This window comes from Aquimarina megaterium XH134 (assembly GCF_000520975.1).
In the GTDB taxonomy this organism is placed as follows: Bacteria; Bacteroidota; Bacteroidia; order Flavobacteriales; family Flavobacteriaceae; genus Aquimarina; species Aquimarina megaterium.
On sequence record NZ_JACB01000043.1, the window covers coordinates 26,504 to 51,259 of the forward strand.

Genomic DNA, 24,756 nt, shown 5'->3' on the forward strand with positions numbered 1-24,756 from the left:
AACAAGTGATTTAATATGTTTGATTACACATGTCGTAAGATGTGAAAAATAGTATAGAGAACTAGTTTTTTTTAAGAAAAATAGACCTCTTAAAGCAAAGTTAAATCTTAACTTTTTAACAACTTAAAAATGAATATATTTGCGACTTCATTTTTTATAAGTATACAGAGTTTATCTCTATGTGTTTATTTTGGATTTTGATATTTAGTATATTGATAACTAGTTGATTATGCTGATTTTTTGGTTTGGGTTTTTGACCTTTTATACTAATGGTTGATGTTACTTGCTAAGTATAATATACTATACAATAAATGACATGTTAAGAATAAAAATAGTATAGCTGTATAGCAATAAGTTTGCGCAAAAAAATAATAACCACGATGGTTGGAAAAGTATTGTAAAGGAATGCAAAAAATAATATATATAAGTATCATATTCACCTGCCTGTTGAGTTGTAAAACTTCGCAGGAACTGTTTAATAAGAAAAATATCAGTACTACCAAGTATAAAGAAAGTTTTCATATTACAGAGGATGAGCCAAAACCAAAATTAGGAGTAAAATACTATTGGTTTAAATCCAGAAAAGTACAGGCTACACAAAGTGATTATGCAGGAGAATTATTGGATGGGGTATATACCAAGTATTATTACTCTAATGAGTTGGCAGAGAAAGGCAATTTTAATAAAGGAAAAAAGATTGGTGTCTGGAAATCCTGGTATAAAAACGGCCAATTAGCAACTACAGAAAACTGGAACAAAGGAGTACTAAATGGCAAATGCGTATTCTATGATAGTATTGGTAATATAATATCAAAAGGTAAATATACTAGTGGTAAACGATCTGGGAAATGGATTTTCGTGCAAAAAGGTGACACTATAGATTATAGTAAAAAAGTACGTAAAGAAAAAGATACACTAAAGCCAGGGTTCTTTGGTAGACTATTTAAACAGAAAGCAAAAGATTCAGTAGCTCCTCAGGAGAAAAAATCAGGTTTCTTTAAAAGGCTTTTTTCTAAAAAAGATAAAAATAAAACAACTTCTAAAAAGACAAAGAATAATAACCCAAAGGTAAAAGGGAATACTAAAAAGGGAGTTAAAAAAGCAAAACAAAAAAAGAAAACTAACGATAAACCAAATTTCTTTCAACGATTATTTGGTAAAAAAGAAAAGGATAATACGTGATAAAAGCTGGTTCTATAGCGTATGCGATACTAATTTGTATTGTAGTAGGGATATTTTGTTATTCACTGTTATTGATGAGTGGATATTCTAAAATACATCAGGGAATGCTTGATGCCCATGCCGAACTAGTATCTAACAATGAATCAGCACAAGAGTATTTTCTTGCAAAAATAGAAGATATCGAAGAGAAGAGAATTACCATAGATGTTTTTGATAATGGTATGGTTTCCTCTGGTAGTATAAAGCCATGGGGATTTTATAAGGTATTGTTAACCACTTCTGTTTTTAAGAAAGACACTATAAAAAGAGCAGCTTTGATAGGGCAGTGGCAAAAAGAAGATGCAATGGCACTATATCTTTCAGATGCATCTAAACCTTTATTTATGGTAGAAAAAGCCAAAATAACAGGTAATGTGTTTTTACCAAAATCAGGTATAAAAGCAGGGTATATCACTTCTAATGCATACCGAGATACAAAATTTTTGATAGGTACAAAACGTAATTCAAAAACGAGTTTACCAAAAATCGACCATGTAGATTTTGCATATGATATCGATAATGTACGCCAAATTAGGCTAAATGAAATAAAAGACGATGTTCTTTTATATAACAGTTTTAGTAAGCAAACACTGGTTATAGAAAGCGATACTATAATCATAAATAATAAAAAGCTTTCGGGAAATATTGTTATAAAATCTAAAGACTCTATCTATATCAAAAAAAATAATGTATTAGAAGATATTATTATAGATGCTCCGAAAGTAGCTTTTGAATCTGGTTTTACTGGTAATGTACAGGTGTTAGCAGAGAAAGTAGTGGGACTTGAAGAAAATGTAGTTTTAAAATACCCATCGGGTATTTTGATGAATAGAGGTAATGTCGATAAAAGAGAAGTTACTATAGGAAAGAAAAGTAAGATTTTGGGAGGAGTGGTGATAAATGATATAAATAGAGGACTAGATAAGATAGTTACCGTAGAAGAAGATGCTGAAGTAATAGGTGATATCTACTGTAGTGGCAAGTTACAACTTAAAGGAAATGTAATAGGTACAGTATACACAAGTAACTTTTACCTTAGGACAGAAGCCTCTGCATATGATAATTATATTTTAAACGGAACAATTGATAGGAAAAGTCTTCCTGATGAATTTGTAAGGATACCGCTCTTTAAAAATAAAAGTGAATACTTTAAACCCTATGCAATTATTAAACAAATATAGTGTTAAAGCGGGGTCTGTTATAGAATCGGTAATTGCCATGACTATCATTGCAATTTGCTTGTCTATGGCACTAATAATTTATAGTAGAGTGTTGGGCTCTGATCATAGTATTGCTCATTATCAGGCTCGGCAAAAAGTAAAAGAATTGTTTTGGGAAACAAAAAGTGAAAAACAATTTATAGATGAAGATTATGATTTTGAATCTTTTACCGTAGTAAAAAAAGTAGAGAAATTAGAAAATAACGCAGGATATAAAGTTGTATTTACGATAAAGGTACAATCAAAAAAAGAAACATATCAATACATTGTTAGAGAATAAAAAACATATACGATTACAAGCATTTACAATGCTAGAACTCGTTATTGGCATGGTGATATCATCATTGGTGATTACGATGGTATATGTTATTTATGATAATTTATCTAGACAAGTAGTGGTTTATGCAGATCAACAAGATGATTTAATGACATATAACCAGTTTCAAAACCTTTTTTCAAAAGATGTTCAACTTAGTACATCTATAGATATAGATGATGATAGACATATTGTATTAGAGAGTACTAATAAAGAGATACACTATTTTTTCAAAACAGAAAAAATCATTAGAAAAGCAGAAGCTGTAGATACTTTTAATATAAAAGTTCTGGAGGTTCAGTTTGACCAAAACGAAAAAATTGAGGAAAAATATCAACTTATAAAACTTAAGATTGAGATACTTGGAGCAAGTTTTGATTTTTTTGAATCAAAAGAAATTTCTCTTGCATCGAGAATGAATAATTATTTGCTGGATGAGTATTAATATTTCAACATATAAAACGAAAAATGTCACTAAGGCAAAGAAGAAAAACGATAGTTTTTTCTCTAAAGAAGTGAGTTTTGGTAATCGTTTTTCTGATAAAGATAAAATGGATTTCTATAAAGAACTTTCTGTTTTATTAAATTCTGGGGTAGATTTTAGAAAGGCACTTGAAATATTAAAAGACCAGCAAAAAAAGGAGAAACACAAGAATCTGATACAGGCTATAACAAAAGAAGTGGTGCAAGGTAAAGCCTTATTCGAGGCGTTACGAGACTCTGGGAAGTTTTCTCCGTATGAATACTTTAGTGTTAAAATTGGGGAAGAGACCAGAAAATTAGACGAAGTATTACTAGAATTATTTCAGTACTTCGATAGAAAAGTAAAAATGAGGAGGCAGTTGTTATCGGTTTTTACATATCCTTCGTTTGTATTACTGTTAACTTTTGGAGTACTTTATTTTATGATGAAGTACGTCGTACCTATGTTCGCTACTGTATTTAAACAGTTTGGAAAAGATTTACCAAACTTAACTAAAAAAATTATTTATGTTTCAGAGCATTTTTCAACCATAAGTATAGTTTTTGGTATTGTTTTGATCTCCATAATAGCTTTTCACTTTTACTTTAAAAACAGGACTTTTTATAGAAAAGCAATATCTAATGTAATTATACGAATCCCATTTTTTGGTAAACTGGTAAGAAAAATATACATCACACGTTTTTGTCAATCGCTAAGCTTATTATTATCTGCAAAAACTCCATTAGTAACTTCTTTGGATTTAGTGCAGCGTATGATATCCTTTTATCCGTTAGAATCAAGTTTAGATATGATCAAAAAAGAAGTAACAAAAGGAACTCTTTTTTCAAAAGCGTTAGCCAAACATTCTATATACGATTTTAAATTAGTTTCGCTTGTTAGCGTAGCCGAACAAGTAAATAAATTAGATGATATGTTTGAACGATTGGCTAAACAATATGATGAAGAAGTGCAGCACCAAACTAAGATGATTGGTGTTATTATGGAACCATTAATAATTGTAATCATAGGTTTGGTTGTGGGTACTGTATTAATTGCAATGTATTCACCAATGTTTGATTTAAGTAAAATTATTCAACCTTCTTAAAAAAGGAAAATGAAGATAAAAAAGAACACCAGTAAAAAGGTTTATGTAAAGGCATATTCGATGTCAGAATTAGTAATTGTATTATGTATTATTGGGATTTTAATACTATTGGTATTACCAAACCAAACGGCTGTAGTATCACAAGCAAAAGCTATTGAAGCCCAGAGTATGCTTAACCATCTGTATGGATTAGAGAAGAGCTATTTTTATCGAAACTCTAAGTATACAACCGATTTTGAAGCCTTAGGCTTTGAACCAGCGCTATCTATTAGTGAAGGAGGACAGGCTGTGTATAGAATTGAGATCACAGAGGCGTCTACTAATTCTTTTAAAGCAAGAGCGGTTTCTCTATCCGATTTTGATGGCGATGGTACTTTTAATACCTGGGAGATTGATCATAATAAGTTATTAAAAGAAACGGTAAAGGACTAATGACATACGTATTAGTATCCATTTTATTCATCTCTTTGGGGATAATGTTATATCAAGATGTCAGGTATAGACATATACATATTGGGCTACCTATTTTGGTGTTTGTGGTGAGTATGTATATGAATAAAGATATCATAGTTCTTTTTGATGGTTTGAAATCATTGGCGTTTATTGGAATTAATTTTCTTTCAATAGTAACATATTTTTCCATTAAAAAATCAAAATTTCAAAATCCATTTCAACAATATATTGGTATAGGAGATTTGGTGTTTTTAATCGCCGTAATTCCTCTCTTTTCCTTTAGAAATTATATGCTGTTCTTTATTTCTGGGATGATATTGTCTTTAGTATTGTATGCGATATTTCAGAATAAAAGCGAACAGAAAACAATACCATTAGCAGGATATTTATCACTATATATCATTGGTTTGATGATTCCTAATCTATTTTTATCAACTAACATTTTTTACGACTTTATCATTTGAGCACTGATACCAACATACAAATATCTGTAGAACTAAAACAGCTTATTAATGCTGATTTAGCACATCATTATAGTATTATTCCTAAGAACAATACCGAAGATGTAATGGAACTCTATATTGACGCAGAAAAAGTAAATTCTCAGGTCAAGGAAGAGTTAGAATTGTATTTGGGAAAACCATTAAAGTTTGATGAGATTTCGTCAGAGAGACTAAATAAAGCATTGTTTGTCTATTACAGAAAGAATAATAGAGATCAGGAAGCAACACAAAGTATATCTACTGTAGAAAGTAGTTTTTTGGATACTTTGATTTTTGAAGCTAAATCTATTGGTAGTAGTGATATTCATTTCGAAGTGTATGAAGAAGAAGCAAGAGCAAGACTGCGTATTGATGGTGTTTTAGTTGAAAAATATAAAATTCCTAAAGAGAGTTATTTAGAATTAGTAAATAAGATAAAAATAGAATCTAATCTGGATATCACAGAAAAAAGATTACCACAAGACGGAAGGATCGATTATAAAGATTTTGATATTAGAGTTTCTATATTACCCACCTTACATGGTGAAAAAGTGGTAATGCGTCTGTTAGGAAAAGATGCTTCTAATATTAGATTAGAAGACTTGGGGTTGGAGTTAGAAGAAAAAGAAAAATATCTTGAAGCCGTAAAAAAGAATAATGGTATTGTATTAATTAGCGGACCTACCGGATCTGGTAAAACAACAACGCTATATGCTACGCTTAAACTCCTTAATGATGTAAAAAGAAATATAGTAACTGTAGAAGATCCGATTGAATATACGTTAAAAGGAATTAATCAAGTACAACTTAAAGAAGACATCGGACTTACTTTTTCTTCTGCATTACGGTCATTTTTACGACAAGATCCAGACATAATCATGCTTGGAGAAATCAGGGATGCCGAGACAGCCAAAATGGCTATCAGGGCTTCATTAACAGGGCATTTAGTGTTGTCTACAATACATACTAATTCTGCACTGGGAACCATATCCAGATTAGTTGATATGGGAGTTCCTGCATTTTATATTGCAGAGACCTTAAACCTATCTGTTGCACAGCGATTGGTTAGAAAATTATGTCCACATTGTAAAAAAGAGACTCCTTTTAATGAAGAAGAACTTCCTAGAAATTATAAACTTCCTAGGGCCTTATCCACACATCATATGCCAGTAGGATGCACAGAATGTTACTATACCGGGTATAAGGGTAGAAGAGCAATTTATGAAATTGTATCGATCACAGATGATGTCGTGAATGCTATTAAAAATAATAGCCATAATCTAGAACAAAATATAAGTTATAAATACCAAAGCCTTGCGGATAAAGCTTTTAATTTATTAGAAGAAGGGGAAACTTCTCTCGAAGAAATTTATTCGCTGCTAATCAAAGCTTAATTATGAAGAAATTTTTATATTATATAGTATTAGTTTGTATAATTCCACTTTCGTATGGACAGCAGGACATGCAAAAGATCGAAGAACAAATTAATGCATATGCAGAGGAAACTCCCGAACTTAATGAAACGATACAGATTGATGTCTCGGGACTAACACTATATGATTTTCTAACCTCTGTTGCAATAGAACACAAGCTAAATATAAGTGCAGATCAGGATCTTAACCAGATTGTTTCCAGTAGTTTTTTTAATGTTCCTGTTAAAGATGTGTTTCTTTTTGTGATCAAGAAATATAATCTAAGTATAGAGTTTATAAACAAAATCATTGTTTTTAAGAAAACTGTAAAACCAAAAGAACTTCCGAAACCAAAAGTGCTTAAAGAAATCGATGTTACTTATAATAGTCAAAATGATTTCTTGGTGATTAAACTTAAAAACGATTCTTTGCCTCGCGTAGCTAAAAAGATTACCGATGTATCTGGCAAAAATGTAATCTTAGGACCTAATGTAAAAAATGAAAAAGTTTCTGCTTATATCTTAAATAGACCATTTGATCAGGTAATGGAGATGATGGCTAAATCTAATAAATTAATAGTGACCAAAGATGATAATGGGTTTTACTATGTAGAAAAAGATCAAGCGCCAGCAGTAGGTACAGCTACTAGATCGTCGAGGAAAGGTAAGAAAACCAGGGGCCCAGAATCATCTGCAGAAATTACGGTTCTTCCAAGTGGGTTTTTGAGTGTTCAGGCATTTGATGCCGATATTACTTCGTTGATATTAGAAGCAGCAGAAAAACTCAATGTAAACTATTTCATGTATGATAAACCTGAAGGAGCTACAACAACATTGGTAGTAAACGAAATTACTTTTGATGAGCTTTTGGATCATGTTTTTATGGGTAAAAATAGTACGTATAAAAAAACAGATGATTTTTATCTTATCGGAGATCAAAATGGAGAAGGACTTAGGAGTACAGAACTTATACAACTAGAAAATAGAACAATAGAAACTGTTTTAGAAACATTACCTAAGGACTTGATAGAAAATGTAGAACTTAAGGAGTTTATAGAACTTAATGGATTCGTGGTTTCTGGTTCAAGACCAAGAATATTAGAGTTAAAAGAATATATAAAACAAATTGATAAAGTAGTACCTATGATCCTTATAGAGGTGCTTATAGTACAATATCAAAAAGGGTACGACATTCAAACCGGGATTAAAGCAGGAATTGATAAAAAAGAGAGAGTTACTTCTGGGGCTTTATTTCCGCAATCTGAAGTTACTATAAATTCATCTTCTGTAAATAAGTTGATCGATGCTTTTAATGGGTTTGGTATTTTTAACCTGGGTAAAGTTGCAAAAGACTTCTATCTTAGTTTAAAAGCTCTAGAAAATAATTCTATAATCCGATTGCAATCAACTCCCAAGATTTCTACACTAAGTGGCCATGAAGCAAAAATTTCTATCGGAGAAACTAATTATTACTTCGAACAAAATAATAGATTGATTAATAATGGAGTAAGTAGTGATATTTTACAGTCAGGTCAATGGAAAGCTACAGATGCAAATTTAAGTGTTAATATAAAACCTTTTGTCTCTAAAGATGAACAAATAACACTAACTATTGTTGTAGAAAAGAGTGCCTTTTTAGGAAGAGCAGGAGAGAACGCTCCACCAGGAAAATCAACCCAGCAGTTTGAGTCCTTGGTTCGAGTACGAAATGGTGAAATGATCCTTCTGGGAGGATTGGATGAATTAGAAAAAGAAAACTCTGGGACCGGTACACCTGTTTTATCTAGAATACCAATAATAAAGTGGTTTTTTAGTAGTAAAACCAAGAAAAAGAAGAAGTCAAAGTTACACGTGTTTATTAAACCGACTGTTGTTTACTAATGTTAGAACAGATAAAAAATAATATTTTAAAGCCTTTTCAGGAAAAACAATACGCTATTGTAGGTGTAATATTGGGAGATACTCCAATATACAATGTGCTTATAGTAGATAAGAAATCTGATGCTTTGTCGGTAGAAACTTCTTTTTCTACTGAGGATTTTAACGTTGTTAAAGATAAAGTGAATACATCAGTTCCTTTACTTCTTAATTTTTATGGAAAAGGGATTATAAATAAACAAGTTTCTGCAAAAGGAAACTATTTAAAAGAAGTATTGTTTAATGCTTCTATTGATGATTTTTATATTTATGAACTACATCAAAATCAACAAAATTTTATTTCAATTGTAAGAAAAGACGTCTTAGAAAAATTCTTTGCACTGTTTTTAGAAAATAAATATTTGGTTGTAGATTATAGTATTGGCCCTTTTGTAGGGGTGCTATTTAAAGGGCTATCTAATACTTCATCAATTATTTCTGCCGATTATGAATTGAGTTTTGAAAATGATTACCTAATAGAAACCCAAAAACTGGATACTATTACCAAAGAATATATCTTGGGAGAGGAGAAGATTAACAATATCCAGGTTCCTTTATTTTCTACACTACTTCATTATTTATATCCATCAGATGATTTTAGCTACGATGCAGAATTTTTGAAAGAAAATAAAAAAGAAAATGTACTTAAAAAGGCATTTAATACCGTAGCTACAGTATTGGGAATTTTTTTCCTGTCTGCATTATTGATTAGCTATTTGTTATTGAATTACTATAATGACAAGTATGTAAGTTATGAATCTCAATTATATAATCTTAATGATACTTATAATCAAGTAAAAAAATTAGAAAACGAAAAAGAGAACAAAACAAAAATTCTTCAGGAATCGGGTATTTTAAATCAGAACTTTCTTTCTTTTTATATGTACCGTATAGTAAATTCTATTCCTGATAATGTAGGACTTAATAGCTTGAAGGTAAACCCTACGCAGAAAAAGATCAAGAATTTTGAAAAGATAATATTTGAAACAAATACCATTATTATTAATGGTAATTCTAGTTCGAGTATGCCAATTAATTCTTGGGTTAAAGAATTGAAGAAGGAAAACTGGATTTCCAAAATAGAGATTTTGGATTTTAGTAAGAGTAGAAATAAAAAAAGTGAATTCACTTTAAAAATCATTGTAAAATAGTGTTTGCAAATTTAACATATAAACAAAAATTAATTGGGCTTATAGCGATTGGAATATTGCTATTCATGGCAGCGAATAAGAGGTCTTTTAAAATCACTCGACATGCCTATGATCAGGTTCGAGAATTAGAAGATAAGTTAGAATATGTAAACTCATCAACAACCGATGTTACTCAAACACAGACAGAATTAAAGTTTTATGATAAAATAATAGGAAAACAGGGAGTAGAACCTGAAGAAATACAACAACAAATATTGGATTTTGCATCTACTTATGATAATGTGTATGTTTTTAACTTAGATGAAATCCATATAGCAGAAAGTAATGGTTTTAATGTAATTAGTAACCAATTGACACTAGAAGGAGATTTTAATGGACTATTAGAAATAGTGTATGCATTTGAGAAAGAGTTTAAGTTTTCAAATATTGTTAGTATTTCATTTGTAAAAGAAAAAGAATTCCAAACACGAAAAAATAAATTAAGAGTAAAGATAATATTTCAGAATTATGAAAAAAATAGTTAATATAGGTATAGTTTTTAGCAGTTTGTTTCTGTTGATAGCGTGCGATGATGTCCTCGAAGAAGATATTACAGATGATTTGGTAACAACGGTAGCGCCAAAAGATAAAAGTAGTCTCGATGGTAATTCGGTTCAGTTTAGATGGGACGAATTAGCAGATGCAGACGATTATAGAATACAGGTAGTAGAAGAGGCTACACAAAGAAGTGTGTTGGATTCATTAGTTAAGGGGAATAACTTTACATATGGGCTTAATCCTGGTGAATATAGCTGGAGGATACGAGGAGAAAATTTTGCGTATACCACAGCCTATAGTTTTCCTATTTCTTTTACTCTTTCTGTATCAGACGACTTAACAAACCAAACTGTATTTTTAACGTCACCATCAGAGAATTTTTATACGAATAAAGATGCTTTAATATTAACCTGGGATAGAATTCAGTCAGCGACTTCATATACTGTAGTTGTTGATAAGACCATTCAAGGAAATACAGCTACCGAAATCCAGACTCCTGATTTAACTAATAATAATTTTACACTTAATTCTACGGTCTTGAGTGAAGATGCGATATATACCTGGAAAGTAAAAGCTGTAAATGATAATAGTGAAACCAAATTCTCAACGAGAAAGATTTTTCTAGATACCCAGGCACCTAATCAACCCACATTGGCATCACCTAATAACGATGCAAAAGGATCATCGCCTATTACGTTTACCTGGAATATACCTAGTGATACCGGAGAAATACAATCTACATTGTCTAGCGTTATAGAAGTAGCAACAGATAGTGGTTTTGCAACCATAATTGAGACTGTCCCAACTAGTTCGAACTCTCAGGAAATAACATTTTCTAATTTAGGAGATTACTATTGGAGAGTGAGAATCTTAGATCAAGCCGGGAATAAAAGTATTTATAGCGAAGTTAGAAAAATAACGGTTGAGTAAATAAAACCTAATGAATTGTAATTTTTAGGCTAGTGAATAAGAAGATTTTAAATAGCGTTCTGATTTTTTTTATGCTTGTCATCTGGGCAATTGTTTTTAATAAAATTTTTAATTTTTTTGGAAACAATGTAGAAGAGAGCAACGTATCGGTTAATCCAATTACTATTGTGGATCCCAGAATGAATTTTTCGAAAGATACTTTTGATCTTAGAAAAGTTGAAAGAGATCCATTCTTAGGAAAATATGTTGTTTCTAGAGGACAAAAGCGTAAAACAAATACGAAACTAGTATCGAATAACAAGTCTAAGAAAACAAATGTAACTCCTAAAAATAGTGTTAAGAAACCATGGCCTAAATTAAGTTATCATGGTTATGTAAAAGGATCTAAAAGTACTTCAGAACTAATCTTAATTAGAATGAATAATAAATTTTATAAGATTAGAGAAGGGGATATGCTAGAAGATATTTCTGTAAAAAGGATATTTAGAGATTCTATAATTATAAAAAGAAGTAGAGAGAGTAAAACTGTACTAAAAAGTAAATAATAAACTGGGTATAAAATTAAATTATACCCAGAATACTTTCCGTAATTTATAAAATATACCACTTCATCACCTTGCTCTATATATCCTAAAAAGAATATTCTTAAACTCTTTAAAAAAAACTTCTATCGATTTTAATGATTAATATACTGTTGAGGTGTTATCTTTTGATTAAAATTTCGACGTACTATATACCAATCAAGTGATTATTGTGTTTATAGAATTTACACCAGAAATAAATAAAGTATACTTTATAGATCAATATACTTTTTTCCAGATTTTATCTGGTAGTGGTAGTATTCAGGTTGATTTTAAAAATTACTTCGATTGGAAAAACAAAGCCATTTATCTCGAAAAAGGACAGTATATAAAATTTCTTTCAGATAACTTCCTGATCAGAAAAATAGAATTTCCTGATGAATCGGTTATTAGAAATAAAGAATTTAGAGTATTATTTAAGCATCTTATTTCTCTTGGGTATATTAATTTTGATGAATCCAATGATTTTCATAAAATAACAAACCAAATAGCACATGATATAGAAGTAGATCGTATCATAGATGCTTCTGCAGAACAATGGTATTACCAAAATCCATTTCAGGCAAATAAGGAAGAGTACCGTGTTATTTTTGATACAAAGGATATCATTGATATGCAATATTCTAGTAATATTAACAATAGAGAACTCACCGCTTTGATTGATAAAAATGGATATAATATTCAGTCTCTAATTAAAAACAAAATAGGAATTTCTCTAAAATCTCTGTTATCTGGTAAAAAACTATTAGAAAGTAAAAAGGAGATTGCTTTTACCGATAAAAGTATTAAGGAAATATCTTATGATTTGGGATACAATGATCCGGCGTATTTTACCAGAGTTTTTAAAAATAATGTGGGTAGAAATCCGTTAGAATTTAGAGAAGATTTTGACTATCAAAATAGAGATCTTTTCTCTCAGAATATCCTCGAACTTCTTCAGCAATATCATACCAAAGAAAGAACACTTGACTTTTATGCTTCAAAAATGAATCTTTCTCCAAAAGTACTATCCCGAAAAGTGAAAGATAAAATGCAAACTTCTCTGGGGAAACTTATTAGATCTGAGATGATTAATACATCAAAGTCTCTTTTGATTAAAAACCTTACAATTAAAGAGATTTCGATAGAATTAGGTTTTGAAGAGCCTAACCATTTCTCGAACTTTTTTAAGCATTATACAGGGGAATCCCCATCGCATTTCAAGAATAAAAAGTACAAGAACTAGTGCCTTTTTTGTAGCCCTCTTTCCTCGACATATCCAGAAATTTGTAGTGTAATTACAAAACAATATTTGTTTAATCATTTAAAAATAAAACAATGGATATTAAAGAATTAGCTACAGAAATGGATAGTATTGTTACACAAGGAGCAATAGTAGATGCAGTAAAACAATTTTTTGCTGAGGATGCGACAACCTCTGATTATAATAACATTACTACCAAAAATAAAGCGCAAATGGTAGAAAAGATGGAAGGTTTTGCCAATTCTATTAAAAAAGTAAATGATATTACTCATCACCATACGATAGTAGATGGTAATGTTTCGGCTTCAGAATTTACATTTGATTTCGAGATGACCGATAATAGTACAATTTATTGGCATGAAATTATAAGACGAATATGGAACAATGACGGACTGGTTATACAAGAAGAATATTTTAACGCTTAAAATCAAAACATGAAATTAAGAATTATCACTCCCACATTGCATGGTGTGGCTGATTATTCGGCAGCAGTAGGCCTTATAATATTGCCAACGTTATTAAACCTAGGGAACTCTTCGGGAATAGCATTTTGGTTTTCGATTATAACTGGGCTTGCAGTAATTATAGTTAGTGTACTTACAAATTACAAATTAGGGATTGTAAGAGCAATTCCATATCAGGGACATCTAGCGATAGATCTTTTGGTAGCGATCACATTTATGATACTTCCCTTTTTGTTTGATCTAAAAGGAATTGACGGGTATTACTATTGGATAAATGCCGCTGTAATTTTTCTGGTCGTCTCTCTAAGTGAAAGTAAATAACAATTTTAAAATTATACATATGAAAACTTTAAAAAATATAAAAATAGTACTAGTAGTAATGATAATGACAACCATGACTACTATTGCGCAGGATAAGAAAGGAAATAATATTGATAACAGCAATATAGCGCTACAGGGATATAGTCCTGTATCTTATCTGGATCTCGGTATTGCACAACGAGGAAACAAAGAATATAAATCTGAACATGAGAAGGTTGTGTACTATTTTACTTCTAAAGAACAGAAGTCTAAATTTGATAAGAACCCTAAACAATACTTACCACAATATGGAGGATTCTGTGCTTTTGGTGTATATGCTGGTGCTAAATTTAGACCTGATCCGAATAAGTTTGTAGTAAAAGATGGGAAGTACTTTTTGTTTTTGTATAATATAGAGTTAGATGCACAACAATTATGGCTTGCAGAAAACAATCACAAAAAATTAGTGGCAAAGGCTAATAGTAATTGGGAGAAACTTCGTAATACGTATAATTAAAGGTTTTGATACTTTTCTTTAGTCTAGTAGAAAAGTTCTAACCGGTGTTTAGTTTTTCTTTTGTAGAGCACCTTAGCTCATTGGTTAGGGTGTTCTTTGATGAATAGGATAAAGGATGAAACAAATCTTAAATAAGTTAAGTAAAACCATATTATTTTATAATTTACTAATCAGTTTATAAAACGCAGTATCTATTATGCAAAAATTATTGTCTTTGATTTCAAAATGTAGTGAGTGTGCAGCGCAATTAGAACTAGGACCAAGACCAATAGTTTCGGCACATGCGCATAGTAGAATAGTAATCATAGGGCAAGCTCCCGGAAGTATCGTTCATAAATCGGGAATTCCATGGGATGATAAGAGCGGGCAAAATTTAAGAGCCTGGATGGGGATAGATGATGAAACGTTCTATAATCCCAAAAAAATAGCACTTGTACCCATGGGGTTTTGTTACCCGGGAAAAGGGAAATCCGGAGATCTCCCCCCTATAAAAAAATGTGCTCCCTTGTGGCATCAAAAACTATTGACCAAAATAGAAAATGTAGAACTTGTTTTACTCATTGGGAAATATGCTCAAGAGTATTATTTGGGTGATCGATTAAAAAGAACGTTAACAGATACAGTAAAGAATTATAAAGAATATTTGCCAGATTATTTTGTGTTGCCACATCCTTCGCCAAGAAATAATATTTGGCAAGCAAAAAATGAATGGTATAAAAAAGAGGTTATACCACAGCTACAACTACAAGTTCGCTCAATACTTAAATAATTCATATAAGAGCTCTGATCTTGTCTATTAATCCTCTATTCTTAAACAGTGTCTTTAAAATGTAATTGCAATTTTCCCTATGGTTTTGCCTGATTCTAATTTTTGATGAGCTTCTTTAAAGTTCTCAGTAGTAAAACCATTAAGGGTACTATTGAGTGTTGATTTAATTTTATTGTTATCAAGCAATGCAGCTATTTTGTTTAAGATATGATGTTGTTCAATCATATCTTCTGTCTGATACATAGATCGTGTATACATTAACTCATAGGATAGGGTGATGCTCTTAGATTTAAAAGATCCTATATTGATTTGGTTATCGGGAGATTCTGCTATCGTGCATATATGCCCTTGTGGATCAATTAACTCGATTATGTTTTCCCAATGATCAGAAGTTCCCGAAAAATTTAGAATGTAGTTTACTGTGTTGATCCCTAAAGCATGTACTTCTTCAATAAGATTATGATGATTTACAACATGATCTGCTCCCATATTCTGGCACCATAAACGACTTTCGACACGAGAAGCAGTAGCTATAACGGTTAAATCGGTTAGTTTTTTGGCTAATTGAGTTGCAATAGAGCCAACACCACCTGCACCACTAATAATTAGTATCGTTTTTCCTTCCCCTTCTCCTTGGGTTAACTTAAGTCTGTCAAACAACGTCTCCCATGCGGTTAACGAAGTTAAAGGCATCACAGCAGCTTCGGCATCAGAAATAGTATTCGGTTTTTTACCTACTATGCGCTCATCCACTAATTGATATTCGGCATTAGATCCGGGACGTGTAATATCTCCTGCATAAAACACTTCGTCTCCCGTTTTAAATAAGGTTACTTTGTCACCTACAGCTTCAACGATACCTACAGCATCCCAACCTAATATTTTTGGAGAATCTAATTCTTGATTTAGCGCACTTTTTTGGCGAACTTTATAATCCACAGGATTCATACCTACTACCTTGATTTTTATTAATAAATCATGTCCTTTTGGTACAGGCCGATCTGTTTCGAACTGAATTAAACTATTTTCTTCACTTATGGGTAATGATGTTTTGATTCCTATTGCTTTCATAAAAATATGTTTTAATAATTTAGAGCAAATTTATACCTTTGAGTATGTTTTTTAATAGTATATATTTTCGTTTTAAATGTAAAAATGTGTAATTATGAATAAAAAGAATTTATATGAACCTTTTTCGATTGCTTTTGAAACATTAGATCAATCTCCGGTACATGAGCATAAAAACAGTTTTTTTGAATTGGTTTATATTTTATCGGGTACAGGAATTCAACGTGTAAATAAGAACGAATTTCAATATCATCCCGGACATATGCTTTTATTAACCCCTACAGACATATCTTCTATAGAAATTAATACAACCACACAATTTTTCTTTTTGAGATTTAATGATATTTATATTAAATCAGGGAAAATAAGTGCTGATAATATTCAACGATTAGAATTTATTCTAAAAAATGCAAATCATCAACCGGGCTGTATTTTAAGAAACCTAACAGACAAAACATTGGTCAAACCTATGGTCGAAGCTATGATACGCGAATATGTTAACCGGGATTTATATAACAAAGAAATTATACAGCAGTTGGTAAATACATTAATCGTTATTGTGGCGAGAAATATTGCAAAATACCTTCCTGATGAGGTAGATGCAGGAACAGAAGAAAAAGCGATGAATATATTACAATATATACAAGAGAATATATACGACCCTAGCAAATTGAGAACTGAAGAAATTTGTGATCGGTTTGGTATTTCTAAAACATACCTTGGTCGTTATTTTAAAAAACATACAAGAGAAACATTACAGCAATATATTACGAATTACAGAGTTCGATTAATAGAAAACAGGCTTCAATATAGTGATATGCGCATAACCGAAATTACTGATGAATTAGGATTTACAGATGTTAGTCACCTTAATAAATTCTTTAAAAAGAATAAAGGAATTAGTCCCACAAAGTATAGGAAAGAATTTATATAGGTTTGCAATTATTTTACCACATAAAGCCTATATCATTTTTTCTGAAATGTATACAAATTACAATTTCCGATAAAAAACATGAGCATCTACATACCCTTTTTCAAAATGTTTAAAACCTCCGGGTATGGTTCCTATAATCTCAAAACCATTTGCCAACCATACTTTTATAGCAGCTGCATTGGTGCTAACGACCAGGTTAAACTGCATTGCATAATACCCTAGCTCTTTTGCAGCATCAATAGAATGAGCACAAAGCTGATGACCAAGACCCATTCCTCTTTTTTGACTGTCAACCATATATGAAGCATTAGCAATATGATTTCCATACCCAGGTTGATTGGGCTTTAAAATGTAAGCTCCTATGATTTCTTTTTCTAATTCTGCTACAAAACAATTATTGTTTAGATTGATCCAACTGTTTTCGATATGCTCTCGAGAAAAACTATCGTCATATGGAAAATAGATTTTTTGATCTACTACTACTTTCCACAGACTCCAAATTGCTTCAAGATCTTTTTTATTTGCAGGTCGAATATGTATTTCAGGAGATTTCATATTAGAAAGATTTTTTTAAAAGGTTAATAATATCCCTTACTACGGCTGCAGAGGTGGTTATAGGGTCTTCTTCATATATTTTCATAGATAATTCTTCATAATAATCGGTTTGTAATTGAATACCCATTTCCCATCCATCACAATTCCCTATAAAGGAACTGGCTTCTACCTTTGTGGGTCGAACCGATAAACTCCAGATACCTGCTTTTTTTTCTGCTACAGCTAATAATTTTATTCTTTTATTTTGTATTGCTGCCTGTTTAATGTTTTTAGAAGTAATAGCTCTGATACCTTCTATTTGTATGTCAGAAATAGTACCAGAGAATTCTGTAAAAGATTTCATGATGATATACAATTTGTTTGCGGTATCATATCCGTCAATATCCAGGGATGGATCGGTTTCTGCTGCACCTAATCTTTGTGCTTCTTTAATAGCTTCATCAAAAGATCCATCTTTTTCTAATGCTTCTAAAATAAAATTAGTGGTAGCATTAAAAATCCCTTTAAAGCCAATAAGGTTTGTCGCTTGCAGATCACGTTGTAAAATATTAATCACTGGTAATCCCCCACATACTGTTGCGCTATATGCTAGTTTACTACCATGCTTTTTGGCCAGTTGATGCAATTCATCATAGGCTAATACCAAGGGAGCTTTATTTGCACTAACTACGGAGCATTCTTTACTAAGAGCGTTTCGAATTGCTTGTAATCCCGGATTTCCTGTTTTAAGATTAACTGGCGATCCATCGATCAGTACATCAGCATTTACATGGTTTGTGATTTGTTCTATAGGTATGCCCGAGAGATATCCTTCTAACTGGTTTACTTTATTTCCATTTGATTTTAAATGAATTAATTCTTCGTAGGTATATCCATTTTCTTTTATGGCAATTCCAGAAGAGTCAGCCACACCAATAATGTGTATTTCTAGGTTGTGACTTTTTGTGATTATAGCCTTTTTCTCTATCAAAATTTTAAGTACACCAATGTTTACGGTACCTAAACCTATCAGAACTGTTCTTATTTTTTGTATTGAAGTATGATCATTCATGTGCTATCTTATCACGTTATTCTTAATAAATATAAAAGTTGTTATTTTAAAAATTGGTAATCGTCCTTAACTGTTTTTAGATTTTAGTATTTGTTCTAATTTAGGTTATAATTTATTTTTTTAGATTGTCTATCCATTTATTTATGATAACTTTCTGAATTATCATTCTTACGGTATGCTAATTTAAATCTGTATTCTGTTTATAATGTTCTAAAATCATTTGGAAGAAAATTTTAGATGCTTTTTTTTGATAATTACCCTTAAGGTATCGTATTGCCGATCGTAATTTGAGTTTCTTTTTGTTTATAGGAATACTTTTAAGAGTAGGTAAATACTGTGTGGTCGATTTTGTAAGAACAGTTGCCCATTTTCCGGTTTCGATGAGTCGAATTAAGGTGGGAATATGATTTAATTCTATTTGATATTGATAAGAAAGTTCATGTGTTCTAAATGCTTTATCCAGGACTTTTCTGGTTGTAAACCCTTCTGCGGGTACGGCTAAATCTATTGTGTTAAGCTCTTCTATAGTGATTTGTTTTTTGCTGGCAAATGGATGGGATTCATGTATTACCAATGTTAAATAAGATTGAAATAAAGGAATAGTAGTAATCATTTGATCATCTGTTGCTTTATTAAAGGATAAAATAAAGTCTAACATACCTGATTTAAGTTTTTCTATTAACTCATCTGATGTACCGAAGAAAGCCTTAACCTGTATTAAAGGAAATTTTGTAGAAAAGGATATCAATGTTTCTGTAAACAAGTTGGTTAAACCATAGGTTACTCCAATATGTAAAGTCCCGGATTGTAAATTTTGTAAATCCTCTATCAATTGTTTGGCGTTTTCGGCATTTTTAAGCGTATGCCTCGCACGGGTTAAAAATAAAGAACCAGCTTCTGTAAGTTGTATTCTCTTTCCTATTCTATCAAAAAGAGGAACCCCTAATTCTTGCTCTAAAAGCTTTATTTGCTGCGAAAGCGCACTTTGTGTTATGAATACTTTGTGAGAAGCTTCAGTAAAATTTAAACACTCTGCCGCTTTAACAAAATAGTTTAACTGGCGTAACTCCATAATTAATAAGTTTTGCTAATGTATATGATAAGAAAATAATGTTTTACTAATGTAAAAATAATTTTAAACTTTGTACTTCAATTCCTTTATAACTTATAATAAAAGAGGGTGCCAATACTGTAATGAAAACAAAAGCAGAAAGAAATACTAGGCGTTATAAAGATATCCGAAAAGCGGTCTTTATCCCAGGTTTGGCTGCTTTCTCACAGTTTTATATGTTTCAGCCATTATTACCATCATTAAGCGAAAGTTTTTTGGTTTCTCCGGCTGTCAGTAGTTTGGTTGTTTCATCCTCTATGATTGGTATTGCTTTAGGCCTTTTTATGTTTGCGTTTTATGCAGATATACTACATCGTAAAAAATTAATGTTGATTGCTTTATTTCTGTCTTCGTTAATCACAATGCTCTCGGCAATCTCATGGAATTTTAATGTACTGGTCGTTTTTGGTTTTATAAAAGGGTTTTTGTTATCGGGAGTGATAGCAGTTGCCATTGTTTATATTTCTGAAGAAGTTGAGGTAAGATATGTTGGGGTTGTGATTGGGATATATTTAGCCGGAAATGTATTAGGTGGTATGTGGGGGCGTGTGGTAGCAGGTTTAATTTCTAGTTGGTATGATTGGAGAATAGCCACACTATTTATTGGAGGTGTAGGCATGGTATTAAGTACTTTCTTTATGAGACTTTTACCACAATCCTTAAACTTTAATCCACAAAAAATTCAAACATCTTTAAAGCTAATATACATGAAAAACTTCCTTAAAAATCCATTGTTTTTGGGAGTTTATATTTTGATGATCTTAATGATGGGTACTTTTGTGAGCATTTATAATTATTTAAGTTTTAGGCTAGAAATGCCTCCTTTTTCACTTCCGCATTATGTTATTTCCCTGTTATTCCTAATTTATATCACGGGAGTAGGAGGGACAATAACAATTGGAGCATTAACTCATCGAGTTCACTCTTTTCGTATGCTTAAAATTCTGTTAGTACTATTTCTAATAGGAACATTAGGGCTATTTGTAGAAGAGTTGTGGTTATTAGTATTAGGTCTAAGTTTACTTACGTTTAGTTTATTAGGGATCCAGACTGTAGTAAACAAGATAATATCTCAGTATGCTATTGAAGGAAAAAGTACAGCAAATTGCTTATACTTAATATGTCAGTATATGGGAGCAGGTGGTATCGGAAGTTCGACAGGGCATATAGTATCAAAATGGGGGTGGTCTAATTTTCTTTTTACTTTATTAGGATTCATTCTTTTTTCATTACTATTATTTATGCTGTGTGCCAGGCGGTATACCAATACATATAAATTAACAAAAGAGGTTTCTTAGAGAAGGTCATAATTTAATTTTAAAGAATAAATTTATTTAACTATGCTAAAATCTAATCACTTATTGTTTATAATTCCAGCATTAATATGGGGATCTACATGGTACATCATTAAATACCAATTGGGAACTGTAGATCCTATAGTTTCTGTTGCCTATCGGTTTGGATTAGGTGGTATTATATTATTGGGATATTCTAAGATTAGAAAACTTCCGTTATCATTTACAAAGCAACAACACTTTTTTATCGCTTTACAGGGAGTTCTGCTATTTGGAACAAATTATTGGTTGGTATATTTATCAGAACAATATTTAAGTAGTGGATTAGTGGCTGTAGCATTTTCTACATTAATTTTTATGAATATAGTTTTTGGAGCGATATTTTTAGGAGATAAAATAAAAAAACAAATCATAATAGGAGCTGTCTTCGGACTTTTAGGAACAGTTCTGATATACCAGGCCGAGTTTAGAAGAATAGATTTGACCAATGATCAGCTTAAAGGATTGATATTTTGTATTTGCTCTATCATTTTTGCTTCTTTGGGAAATATTACTTCTTCAAATAATCAACGTAAATTTAAACTTCCTGTTATCCAAACCAATGGTTTCGGGATGCTATATGGTGCAACTGCTATGTTATTAATAGCCTTGTTTAGCGGAAAATCTATAGGTTTCGATACTTCATTCTCCTATATTTCATCACTCGCATATTTAACGGTTTTCGGATCTATTATAGCATTTACTTCTTATCTTACTTTAATAGGCAAAATAGGAGCAAGTAAAGCTGCCTATGTTATTGTGGTGATACCAGTAATTGCCTTAACCATTTCTACCATTTTTGAAGGATATAAACCCGATATATATGCTTTCATGGGAATTGTACTTATTATTTTCGGAAATGTACTAGCATTAAGAAACAAAAAAACAAGCTGATTAAATTCTTGGCAAACTAAAGGAAACTATATAAGCATATATAACTGTATACTAATCTATTGATTTATTGTATGAACCCGTCATTTGAAAAATATTTCATTTGGTCTTTTTTTATGAAGAAAATTGTAAAGAAATTTAATAAACAGGATAAAGAAAAATTTCTTGCAGAAATTAAAAAAAGGAAAGATTATATGGATTAAAAAAACGATTCAAACCTTTTAAAAATATTACTTTTGGTTAAAAAATAGTTCTTAATGTCTCGACATTACATTACCAAAATCATACATAAACCTTATCCTTATCTATTTTATTTCAAAAGAAATTTAATAATTGCTTTTGTACTGGGAATGTTAATCTACATTATTAATGTATTAGCTGTAGACGAAAATTATGTGAATACAAACTTTGTCTTTTCAAAACCGCTCCTCTGTATACTTGCAGGGTTAATGACTTTTTTCGGTATTCTCGTGGTACTCGAAGTTATACCTCGAATATTTTTTAAGCCTGATTTAAAAGAAAATTGGACTATAGGAAAAGAATGTCTTTTAATTGTTTCGCTTTTTTTTGTAATTACTATTTTTAATAATACCCTGTCTCTTGTAATTAGCAAAGAGCCTTCTAATAATATCATATTACATTTTTTAAACTCATCGCTATACGTTGTTCTACTTGGTATTGTTCCGGCTTTTCTTCTTGTATGGATCAACTACACCATTCTTTTAAAGGAAAACTTAAAAAAAGTCTCCTTATACAATGAACAACTTGAATCCAGAATTACATTTACAGAGAGTGAAGTATCCGATATTATAAGTATACAAACTAATAATAAAAACGAAGTTCTGGAACTAGATATTGGTTCCTTCTTATTCGCTAAATCCGAAGGAAATTATATAGATGTTTTTACCAAAACATCTGGTAAAGTACACTGTAAACCATATCGACTTACAATTCAAAAGCTTGAGGAAGAACTTGGTAATTATGCATTTATTATTAGTACGCATCGATCGTATGTTATTAATATAAGAAACATTAATACTACCTCTGGCAACGCCAGAAATTATCGCATTAGTTTTGAAGGAGTCCCTCATGAAGTTCCTGTGTCAAGAAATAAATTTCAGGCATTTAAAGATGCTTTTACGATTAAAAAAGTGTAATCTTATCAAAGATTACACTTTTAAAAATTGTGATTATTAAATATGTTTTCTACAAGGTATACCCCAGGCCTAATCCTAAGAAAAATCGAGAATCGAAATCTGCGGGTCTGTTTCTTCCTTTATCTAAAAACCCTTTTAAGGAAACCCATGCAAATGCACTAACACTAAAATTATTAATATTGTAACCTAGAGATTGAGAAAAGCCATAATTAAAATACACATATTCATTTTTGTACTTTTCGTATACCGAATATTGTGGGATTCTTAAAGTTCCTTTTGATTTTAAATGTGTTGCTCCTATAAAAGGTTCTAGCGATAGGTAGAATTTTTTCTTGTTAAATGGGTAATAAGTAACATCAAAAATAGAATACAATCCTATATCTCTTGTATATCCTTCTACATAATCGGTAAACAAGTTATCTGTTTCGGCTATGTAACTATTTTGATGAGCCACACCATATGATAACGTAAAATGTTTGCTGTCTAGACACATTAACTTTCCTTTAAATATATACCCATAGTTTTTTCCGTAACTGGTATTTAATATATCCTGAGTGTATAAAAGTTCTAATTTCCATCGTTTTTGACCTGATTCTTTGTTTCCTTTTTGTCCCTGAACCAAAACCGGTAATGAAAGAAAAAACAAAAGGACTACTACATAGTTTTTCATGATGTTGTATTTATAGAATTATAGATAATCCTTTTTTAAAGGTTATTATTGGGCTGTTTCTATGCGAAGTATTCTTTAATCTCTCATGATGTAGAATTAAACCAGTATAAGACCGTTTATCCATTTTTTCCTTAAAGGCATTATAAAAAAGATTGATCGAAGCTCCTTCTAAATCACCAACAGTTATATAAAGATTTTTATCTAATGAATCGTGTGTGTCAAAATAGTGCTGTTCTAAATCAAATAGATATGCATTATACCACATGAAATTTGAACTTGCAGCAATAATATTATCAAAAGAATTGGGTTGATCTTGTTGAAATAATATATACAAAGCAAGATATCCACCTAGAGAATGACCAAATAATGTCCTTTCAACACTTTCAATTTCAAGTTCATTTTCGATATGAGGAATAAGTTCGTTATTTACAAAATTGATAAATTCTTTTGCACCTCCCGAAGTTCCGGGAAAATCTCTGTCTTCAGGATAAGAGTAATCTCTTCCTCTCTGGTTTTTATTGGCATATCCCACTCCGATAAGGATAATATCCTCTCTACCAGATTCTGCAACGATATCTGCTGCTTCTTTAAAATAATCATCTCCATCTAACATGTAAATTGTATGATAGCTATTTGAAGGATCATAAGCCTGAGGATACAAAATATTAATACTATATGTAGTATTTGTATGATCTGATGTAATCGCAAAGGGATGATTGTTTTTTATTGAAGAAAGGTTGTCTTTCTCGCAACTGTTTAGGCCCAATATGCCAATGATTAAACACAGAAAACTCATAGAGTTCTGAATAATTTTTTTCATAATGATTCTTATTTTTTAAATTTCTAATTCCAGCAAAAGTATTTTTGAAGCCTTTAAATACCGCTTATAGAAAGGTGATTGGTAC

28 protein-coding genes are annotated in these 24,756 nt (G+C 31.1%); 22 read left to right on the forward strand and 6 right to left on the reverse strand.

What is annotated here, in order from left to right:
* The first annotated feature begins 405 nt into the window (after nucleotides 1–405).
* The 18 genes from Z053_RS30440 (at nucleotide 406) to Z053_RS0121580 (ending at nucleotide 15,080) form a co-directional block, all read left to right on the forward strand.
* Nucleotides 406–1,182, forward strand: coding sequence for a toxin-antitoxin system YwqK family antitoxin (locus Z053_RS30440; protein ID WP_152538367.1), 777 nt, complete (start codon nucleotides 406–408; stop codon nucleotides 1,180–1,182).
* Nucleotides 1,179–2,402 (forward strand): hypothetical protein, encoded by a 1,224-nt coding sequence (locus Z053_RS0121500; RefSeq protein ID WP_035096533.1) that lies wholly within the window; start codon nucleotides 1,179–1,181, stop codon nucleotides 2,400–2,402. The genes Z053_RS30440 and Z053_RS0121500 overlap by 4 nt, the downstream gene beginning before the upstream one ends.
* The gene (locus Z053_RS30445) at nucleotides 2,380–2,721 is read left to right on the forward strand and encodes a hypothetical protein (protein ID WP_025667031.1); all 342 of its coding nucleotides are present in this window, start codon (nucleotides 2,380–2,382) and stop codon (nucleotides 2,719–2,721) included. Before Z053_RS0121500 ends, Z053_RS30445 begins: the two co-directional genes overlap by 23 nt.
* Entirely contained in the window at nucleotides 2,708–3,202 is a 495-nt protein-coding gene (locus tag Z053_RS0121510) for a PulJ/GspJ family protein (protein WP_035096534.1), read from the forward strand. Before Z053_RS30445 ends, Z053_RS0121510 begins: the two co-directional genes overlap by 14 nt.
* Nucleotides 3,192–4,325, forward strand: a complete 1,134-nt coding sequence (locus tag Z053_RS0121515) for a type II secretion system F family protein (protein ID WP_025667033.1) — start codon at nucleotides 3,192–3,194, stop codon at nucleotides 4,323–4,325. Before Z053_RS0121510 ends, Z053_RS0121515 begins: the two co-directional genes overlap by 11 nt.
* A 9-nt stretch (nucleotides 4,326–4,334) precedes the next feature.
* Nucleotides 4,335–4,757 carry a hypothetical protein gene (locus Z053_RS0121520; protein ID WP_035096536.1) on the forward strand — a complete coding sequence of 141 codons (423 nt, stop codon included), beginning with the start codon at nucleotides 4,335–4,337 and terminating at the stop codon, nucleotides 4,755–4,757.
* Nucleotides 4,757–5,242, forward strand: coding sequence for a hypothetical protein (locus tag Z053_RS29105; RefSeq protein WP_035096537.1), 486 nt, complete (start codon nucleotides 4,757–4,759; stop codon nucleotides 5,240–5,242). Before Z053_RS0121520 ends, Z053_RS29105 begins: the two co-directional genes overlap by 1 nt.
* The gene (locus Z053_RS0121530) at nucleotides 5,239–6,654 is read left to right on the forward strand and encodes a GspE/PulE family protein (protein WP_025667036.1); all 1,416 of its coding nucleotides are present in this window, start codon (nucleotides 5,239–5,241) and stop codon (nucleotides 6,652–6,654) included. Before Z053_RS29105 ends, Z053_RS0121530 begins: the two co-directional genes overlap by 4 nt.
* A gap of 2 nt (nucleotides 6,655–6,656) precedes the next feature.
* Nucleotides 6,657–8,552: a type II secretion system protein GspD gene (locus Z053_RS0121535; RefSeq protein WP_081748314.1), complete on the forward strand. Its 1,896-nt coding sequence runs from the start codon at nucleotides 6,657–6,659 to the stop codon at nucleotides 8,550–8,552.
* The gene (locus Z053_RS0121540) at nucleotides 8,552–9,739 is read left to right on the forward strand and encodes a PilN domain-containing protein (protein ID WP_025667038.1); all 1,188 of its coding nucleotides are present in this window, start codon (nucleotides 8,552–8,554) and stop codon (nucleotides 9,737–9,739) included. Before Z053_RS0121535 ends, Z053_RS0121540 begins: the two co-directional genes overlap by 1 nt.
* 65 nt (nucleotides 9,740–9,804) lie before the next feature.
* Entirely contained in the window at nucleotides 9,805–10,263 is a 459-nt protein-coding gene (locus Z053_RS0121545; RefSeq protein ID WP_152538368.1) for a hypothetical protein, read from the forward strand.
* Complete coding sequence (locus Z053_RS0121550; protein WP_025667040.1) at nucleotides 10,247–11,206, forward strand: phage tail protein; 960 nt, start codon at nucleotides 10,247–10,249, stop codon at nucleotides 11,204–11,206. Before Z053_RS0121545 ends, Z053_RS0121550 begins: the two co-directional genes overlap by 17 nt.
* Before the next feature lie 32 nt (nucleotides 11,207–11,238).
* Entirely contained in the window at nucleotides 11,239–11,751 is a 513-nt protein-coding gene (locus Z053_RS0121555; protein WP_152538369.1) for a hypothetical protein, read from the forward strand.
* A 208-nt stretch (nucleotides 11,752–11,959) separates the two neighbouring features.
* On the forward strand, nucleotides 11,960–13,012 hold the full coding sequence (locus Z053_RS0121560) for a helix-turn-helix domain-containing protein (protein WP_035096538.1): 1,053 nt from the start codon (nucleotides 11,960–11,962) through the stop codon (nucleotides 13,010–13,012).
* Nucleotides 13,013–13,104: 92 nt separating this feature from the next.
* Nucleotides 13,105–13,455, forward strand: a complete 351-nt coding sequence (locus Z053_RS0121565; protein ID WP_025667043.1) for a hypothetical protein — start codon at nucleotides 13,105–13,107, stop codon at nucleotides 13,453–13,455.
* A 9-nt stretch (nucleotides 13,456–13,464) separates the two neighbouring features.
* Nucleotides 13,465–13,815, forward strand: a complete 351-nt coding sequence (locus tag Z053_RS0121570; protein ID WP_025667044.1) for a hypothetical protein — start codon at nucleotides 13,465–13,467, stop codon at nucleotides 13,813–13,815.
* Between the two features lie 19 nt (nucleotides 13,816–13,834).
* Nucleotides 13,835–14,311, forward strand: a complete 477-nt coding sequence (locus Z053_RS0121575) for a YHS domain-containing (seleno)protein (RefSeq protein WP_025667045.1) — start codon at nucleotides 13,835–13,837, stop codon at nucleotides 14,309–14,311.
* 196 nt (nucleotides 14,312–14,507) lie between these two features.
* Complete coding sequence (locus tag Z053_RS0121580) at nucleotides 14,508–15,080, forward strand: uracil-DNA glycosylase family protein (RefSeq protein WP_025667046.1); 573 nt, start codon at nucleotides 14,508–14,510, stop codon at nucleotides 15,078–15,080.
* Nucleotides 15,081–15,134: 54 nt separating this feature from the next.
* On the opposite strand, the gene Z053_RS0121585 is transcribed toward Z053_RS0121580, so the two are convergent.
* Entirely contained in the window at nucleotides 15,135–16,151 is a 1,017-nt protein-coding gene (locus tag Z053_RS0121585) for a zinc-binding alcohol dehydrogenase family protein (RefSeq protein ID WP_025667047.1), read from the reverse strand.
* A gap of 94 nt (nucleotides 16,152–16,245) precedes the next feature.
* Between Z053_RS0121585 and Z053_RS0121590 the strand changes: the two genes are divergently transcribed.
* Nucleotides 16,246–17,082, forward strand: coding sequence for an AraC family transcriptional regulator (locus Z053_RS0121590; protein ID WP_025667048.1), 837 nt, complete (start codon nucleotides 16,246–16,248; stop codon nucleotides 17,080–17,082).
* A gap of 57 nt (nucleotides 17,083–17,139) precedes the next feature.
* On the opposite strand, the gene Z053_RS0121595 is transcribed toward Z053_RS0121590, so the two are convergent.
* From Z053_RS0121595 to Z053_RS0121605, 3 genes are all read right to left on the reverse strand, one after another.
* Entirely contained in the window at nucleotides 17,140–17,637 is a 498-nt protein-coding gene (locus Z053_RS0121595) for a GNAT family N-acetyltransferase (protein ID WP_025667049.1), read from the reverse strand.
* A 1-nt stretch (nucleotide 17,638) separates the two neighbouring features.
* Nucleotides 17,639–18,688 carry a hypothetical protein gene (locus tag Z053_RS0121600; RefSeq protein ID WP_025667050.1) on the reverse strand — a complete coding sequence of 350 codons (1,050 nt, stop codon included), beginning with the start codon at nucleotides 18,686–18,688 and terminating at the stop codon, nucleotides 17,639–17,641.
* Between the two features lie 178 nt (nucleotides 18,689–18,866).
* The gene (locus Z053_RS0121605; protein ID WP_025667051.1) at nucleotides 18,867–19,760 is read right to left on the reverse strand and encodes a LysR family transcriptional regulator; all 894 of its coding nucleotides are present in this window, start codon (nucleotides 19,758–19,760) and stop codon (nucleotides 18,867–18,869) included.
* A 122-nt stretch (nucleotides 19,761–19,882) separates the two neighbouring features.
* Between Z053_RS0121605 and Z053_RS0121610 the strand changes: the two genes are divergently transcribed.
* The 3 genes from Z053_RS0121610 (at nucleotide 19,883) to Z053_RS0121625 (ending at nucleotide 23,181) form a co-directional block, all read left to right on the forward strand.
* Nucleotides 19,883–21,097 carry an MFS transporter gene (locus Z053_RS0121610; protein ID WP_025667052.1) on the forward strand — a complete coding sequence of 405 codons (1,215 nt, stop codon included), beginning with the start codon at nucleotides 19,883–19,885 and terminating at the stop codon, nucleotides 21,095–21,097.
* Nucleotides 21,098–21,139: 42 nt separating this feature from the next.
* Entirely contained in the window at nucleotides 21,140–22,027 is an 888-nt protein-coding gene (locus Z053_RS0121615; RefSeq protein WP_025667053.1) for a DMT family transporter, read from the forward strand.
* A 254-nt stretch (nucleotides 22,028–22,281) separates the two neighbouring features.
* Nucleotides 22,282–23,181, forward strand: a complete 900-nt coding sequence (locus Z053_RS0121625) for a LytTR family DNA-binding domain-containing protein (RefSeq protein WP_025667054.1) — start codon at nucleotides 22,282–22,284, stop codon at nucleotides 23,179–23,181.
* Between the two features lie 49 nt (nucleotides 23,182–23,230).
* On the opposite strand, the gene Z053_RS0121630 is transcribed toward Z053_RS0121625, so the two are convergent.
* Together Z053_RS0121630 and Z053_RS0121635 are read right to left on the reverse strand one after the other, a co-directional pair.
* Nucleotides 23,231–23,851, reverse strand: a complete 621-nt coding sequence (locus tag Z053_RS0121630) for a hypothetical protein (protein WP_025667055.1) — start codon at nucleotides 23,849–23,851, stop codon at nucleotides 23,231–23,233.
* A gap of 10 nt (nucleotides 23,852–23,861) precedes the next feature.
* Entirely contained in the window at nucleotides 23,862–24,671 is an 810-nt protein-coding gene (locus tag Z053_RS0121635) for an alpha/beta hydrolase (RefSeq protein ID WP_025667056.1), read from the reverse strand.
* Between the last annotated feature and the right edge of the window lie 85 nt (nucleotides 24,672–24,756).

Excerpts from the sequence above, each read along its gene's own strand:
- Z053_RS30440 (WP_152538367.1), top strand. The coding sequence starts at position 406 with ATGCAAAAAATAATATATATAAGTATCATATTCACCTGCCTGTTGAGT.
- Z053_RS30445 (WP_025667031.1), top strand. The coding sequence starts at position 2,380 with ATGCAATTATTAAACAAATATAGTGTTAAAGCGGGGTCTGTTATAGAA.
- Z053_RS0121515 (WP_025667033.1), top strand. The coding sequence starts at position 3,192 with ATGAGTATTAATATTTCAACATATAAAACGAAAAATGTCACTAAGGCA.
- Z053_RS0121520 (WP_035096536.1), top strand. The coding sequence starts at position 4,335 with ATGAAGATAAAAAAGAACACCAGTAAAAAGGTTTATGTAAAGGCATAT.
- Z053_RS29105 (WP_035096537.1), top strand. The coding sequence starts at position 4,757 with ATGACATACGTATTAGTATCCATTTTATTCATCTCTTTGGGGATAATG.
- Z053_RS0121535 (WP_081748314.1), top strand. The coding sequence starts at position 6,657 with ATGAAGAAATTTTTATATTATATAGTATTAGTTTGTATAATTCCACTT.
- Z053_RS0121540 (WP_025667038.1), top strand. The coding sequence starts at position 8,552 with ATGTTAGAACAGATAAAAAATAATATTTTAAAGCCTTTTCAGGAAAAA.
- Z053_RS0121545 (WP_152538368.1), top strand. The coding sequence starts at position 9,805 with ATGGCAGCGAATAAGAGGTCTTTTAAAATCACTCGACATGCCTATGAT.
- Z053_RS0121550 (WP_025667040.1), top strand. The coding sequence starts at position 10,247 with ATGAAAAAAATAGTTAATATAGGTATAGTTTTTAGCAGTTTGTTTCTG.
- Z053_RS0121565 (WP_025667043.1), top strand. The coding sequence starts at position 13,105 with ATGGATATTAAAGAATTAGCTACAGAAATGGATAGTATTGTTACACAA.
- Z053_RS0121570 (WP_025667044.1), top strand. The coding sequence starts at position 13,465 with ATGAAATTAAGAATTATCACTCCCACATTGCATGGTGTGGCTGATTAT.
- Z053_RS0121575 (WP_025667045.1), top strand. The coding sequence starts at position 13,835 with ATGAAAACTTTAAAAAATATAAAAATAGTACTAGTAGTAATGATAATG.
- Z053_RS0121580 (WP_025667046.1), top strand. The coding sequence starts at position 14,508 with ATGCAAAAATTATTGTCTTTGATTTCAAAATGTAGTGAGTGTGCAGCG.
- Z053_RS0121585 (WP_025667047.1), bottom strand. The coding sequence starts at position 16,151 with ATGAAAGCAATAGGAATCAAAACATCATTACCCATAAGTGAAGAAAAT.
- Z053_RS0121590 (WP_025667048.1), top strand. The coding sequence starts at position 16,246 with ATGAATAAAAAGAATTTATATGAACCTTTTTCGATTGCTTTTGAAACA.
- Z053_RS0121595 (WP_025667049.1), bottom strand. The coding sequence starts at position 17,637 with ATGAAATCTCCTGAAATACATATTCGACCTGCAAATAAAAAAGATCTT.
- Z053_RS0121600 (WP_025667050.1), bottom strand. The coding sequence starts at position 18,688 with ATGAATGATCATACTTCAATACAAAAAATAAGAACAGTTCTGATAGGT.
- Z053_RS0121605 (WP_025667051.1), bottom strand. The coding sequence starts at position 19,760 with ATGGAGTTACGCCAGTTAAACTATTTTGTTAAAGCGGCAGAGTGTTTA.
- Z053_RS0121610 (WP_025667052.1), top strand. The coding sequence starts at position 19,883 with ATGAAAACAAAAGCAGAAAGAAATACTAGGCGTTATAAAGATATCCGA.
- Z053_RS0121615 (WP_025667053.1), top strand. The coding sequence starts at position 21,140 with ATGCTAAAATCTAATCACTTATTGTTTATAATTCCAGCATTAATATGG.
- Z053_RS0121625 (WP_025667054.1), top strand. The coding sequence starts at position 22,282 with ATGTCTCGACATTACATTACCAAAATCATACATAAACCTTATCCTTAT.
- Z053_RS0121630 (WP_025667055.1), bottom strand. The coding sequence starts at position 23,851 with ATGAAAAACTATGTAGTAGTCCTTTTGTTTTTTCTTTCATTACCGGTT.
- Z053_RS0121635 (WP_025667056.1), bottom strand. The coding sequence starts at position 24,671 with ATGAAAAAAATTATTCAGAACTCTATGAGTTTTCTGTGTTTAATCATT.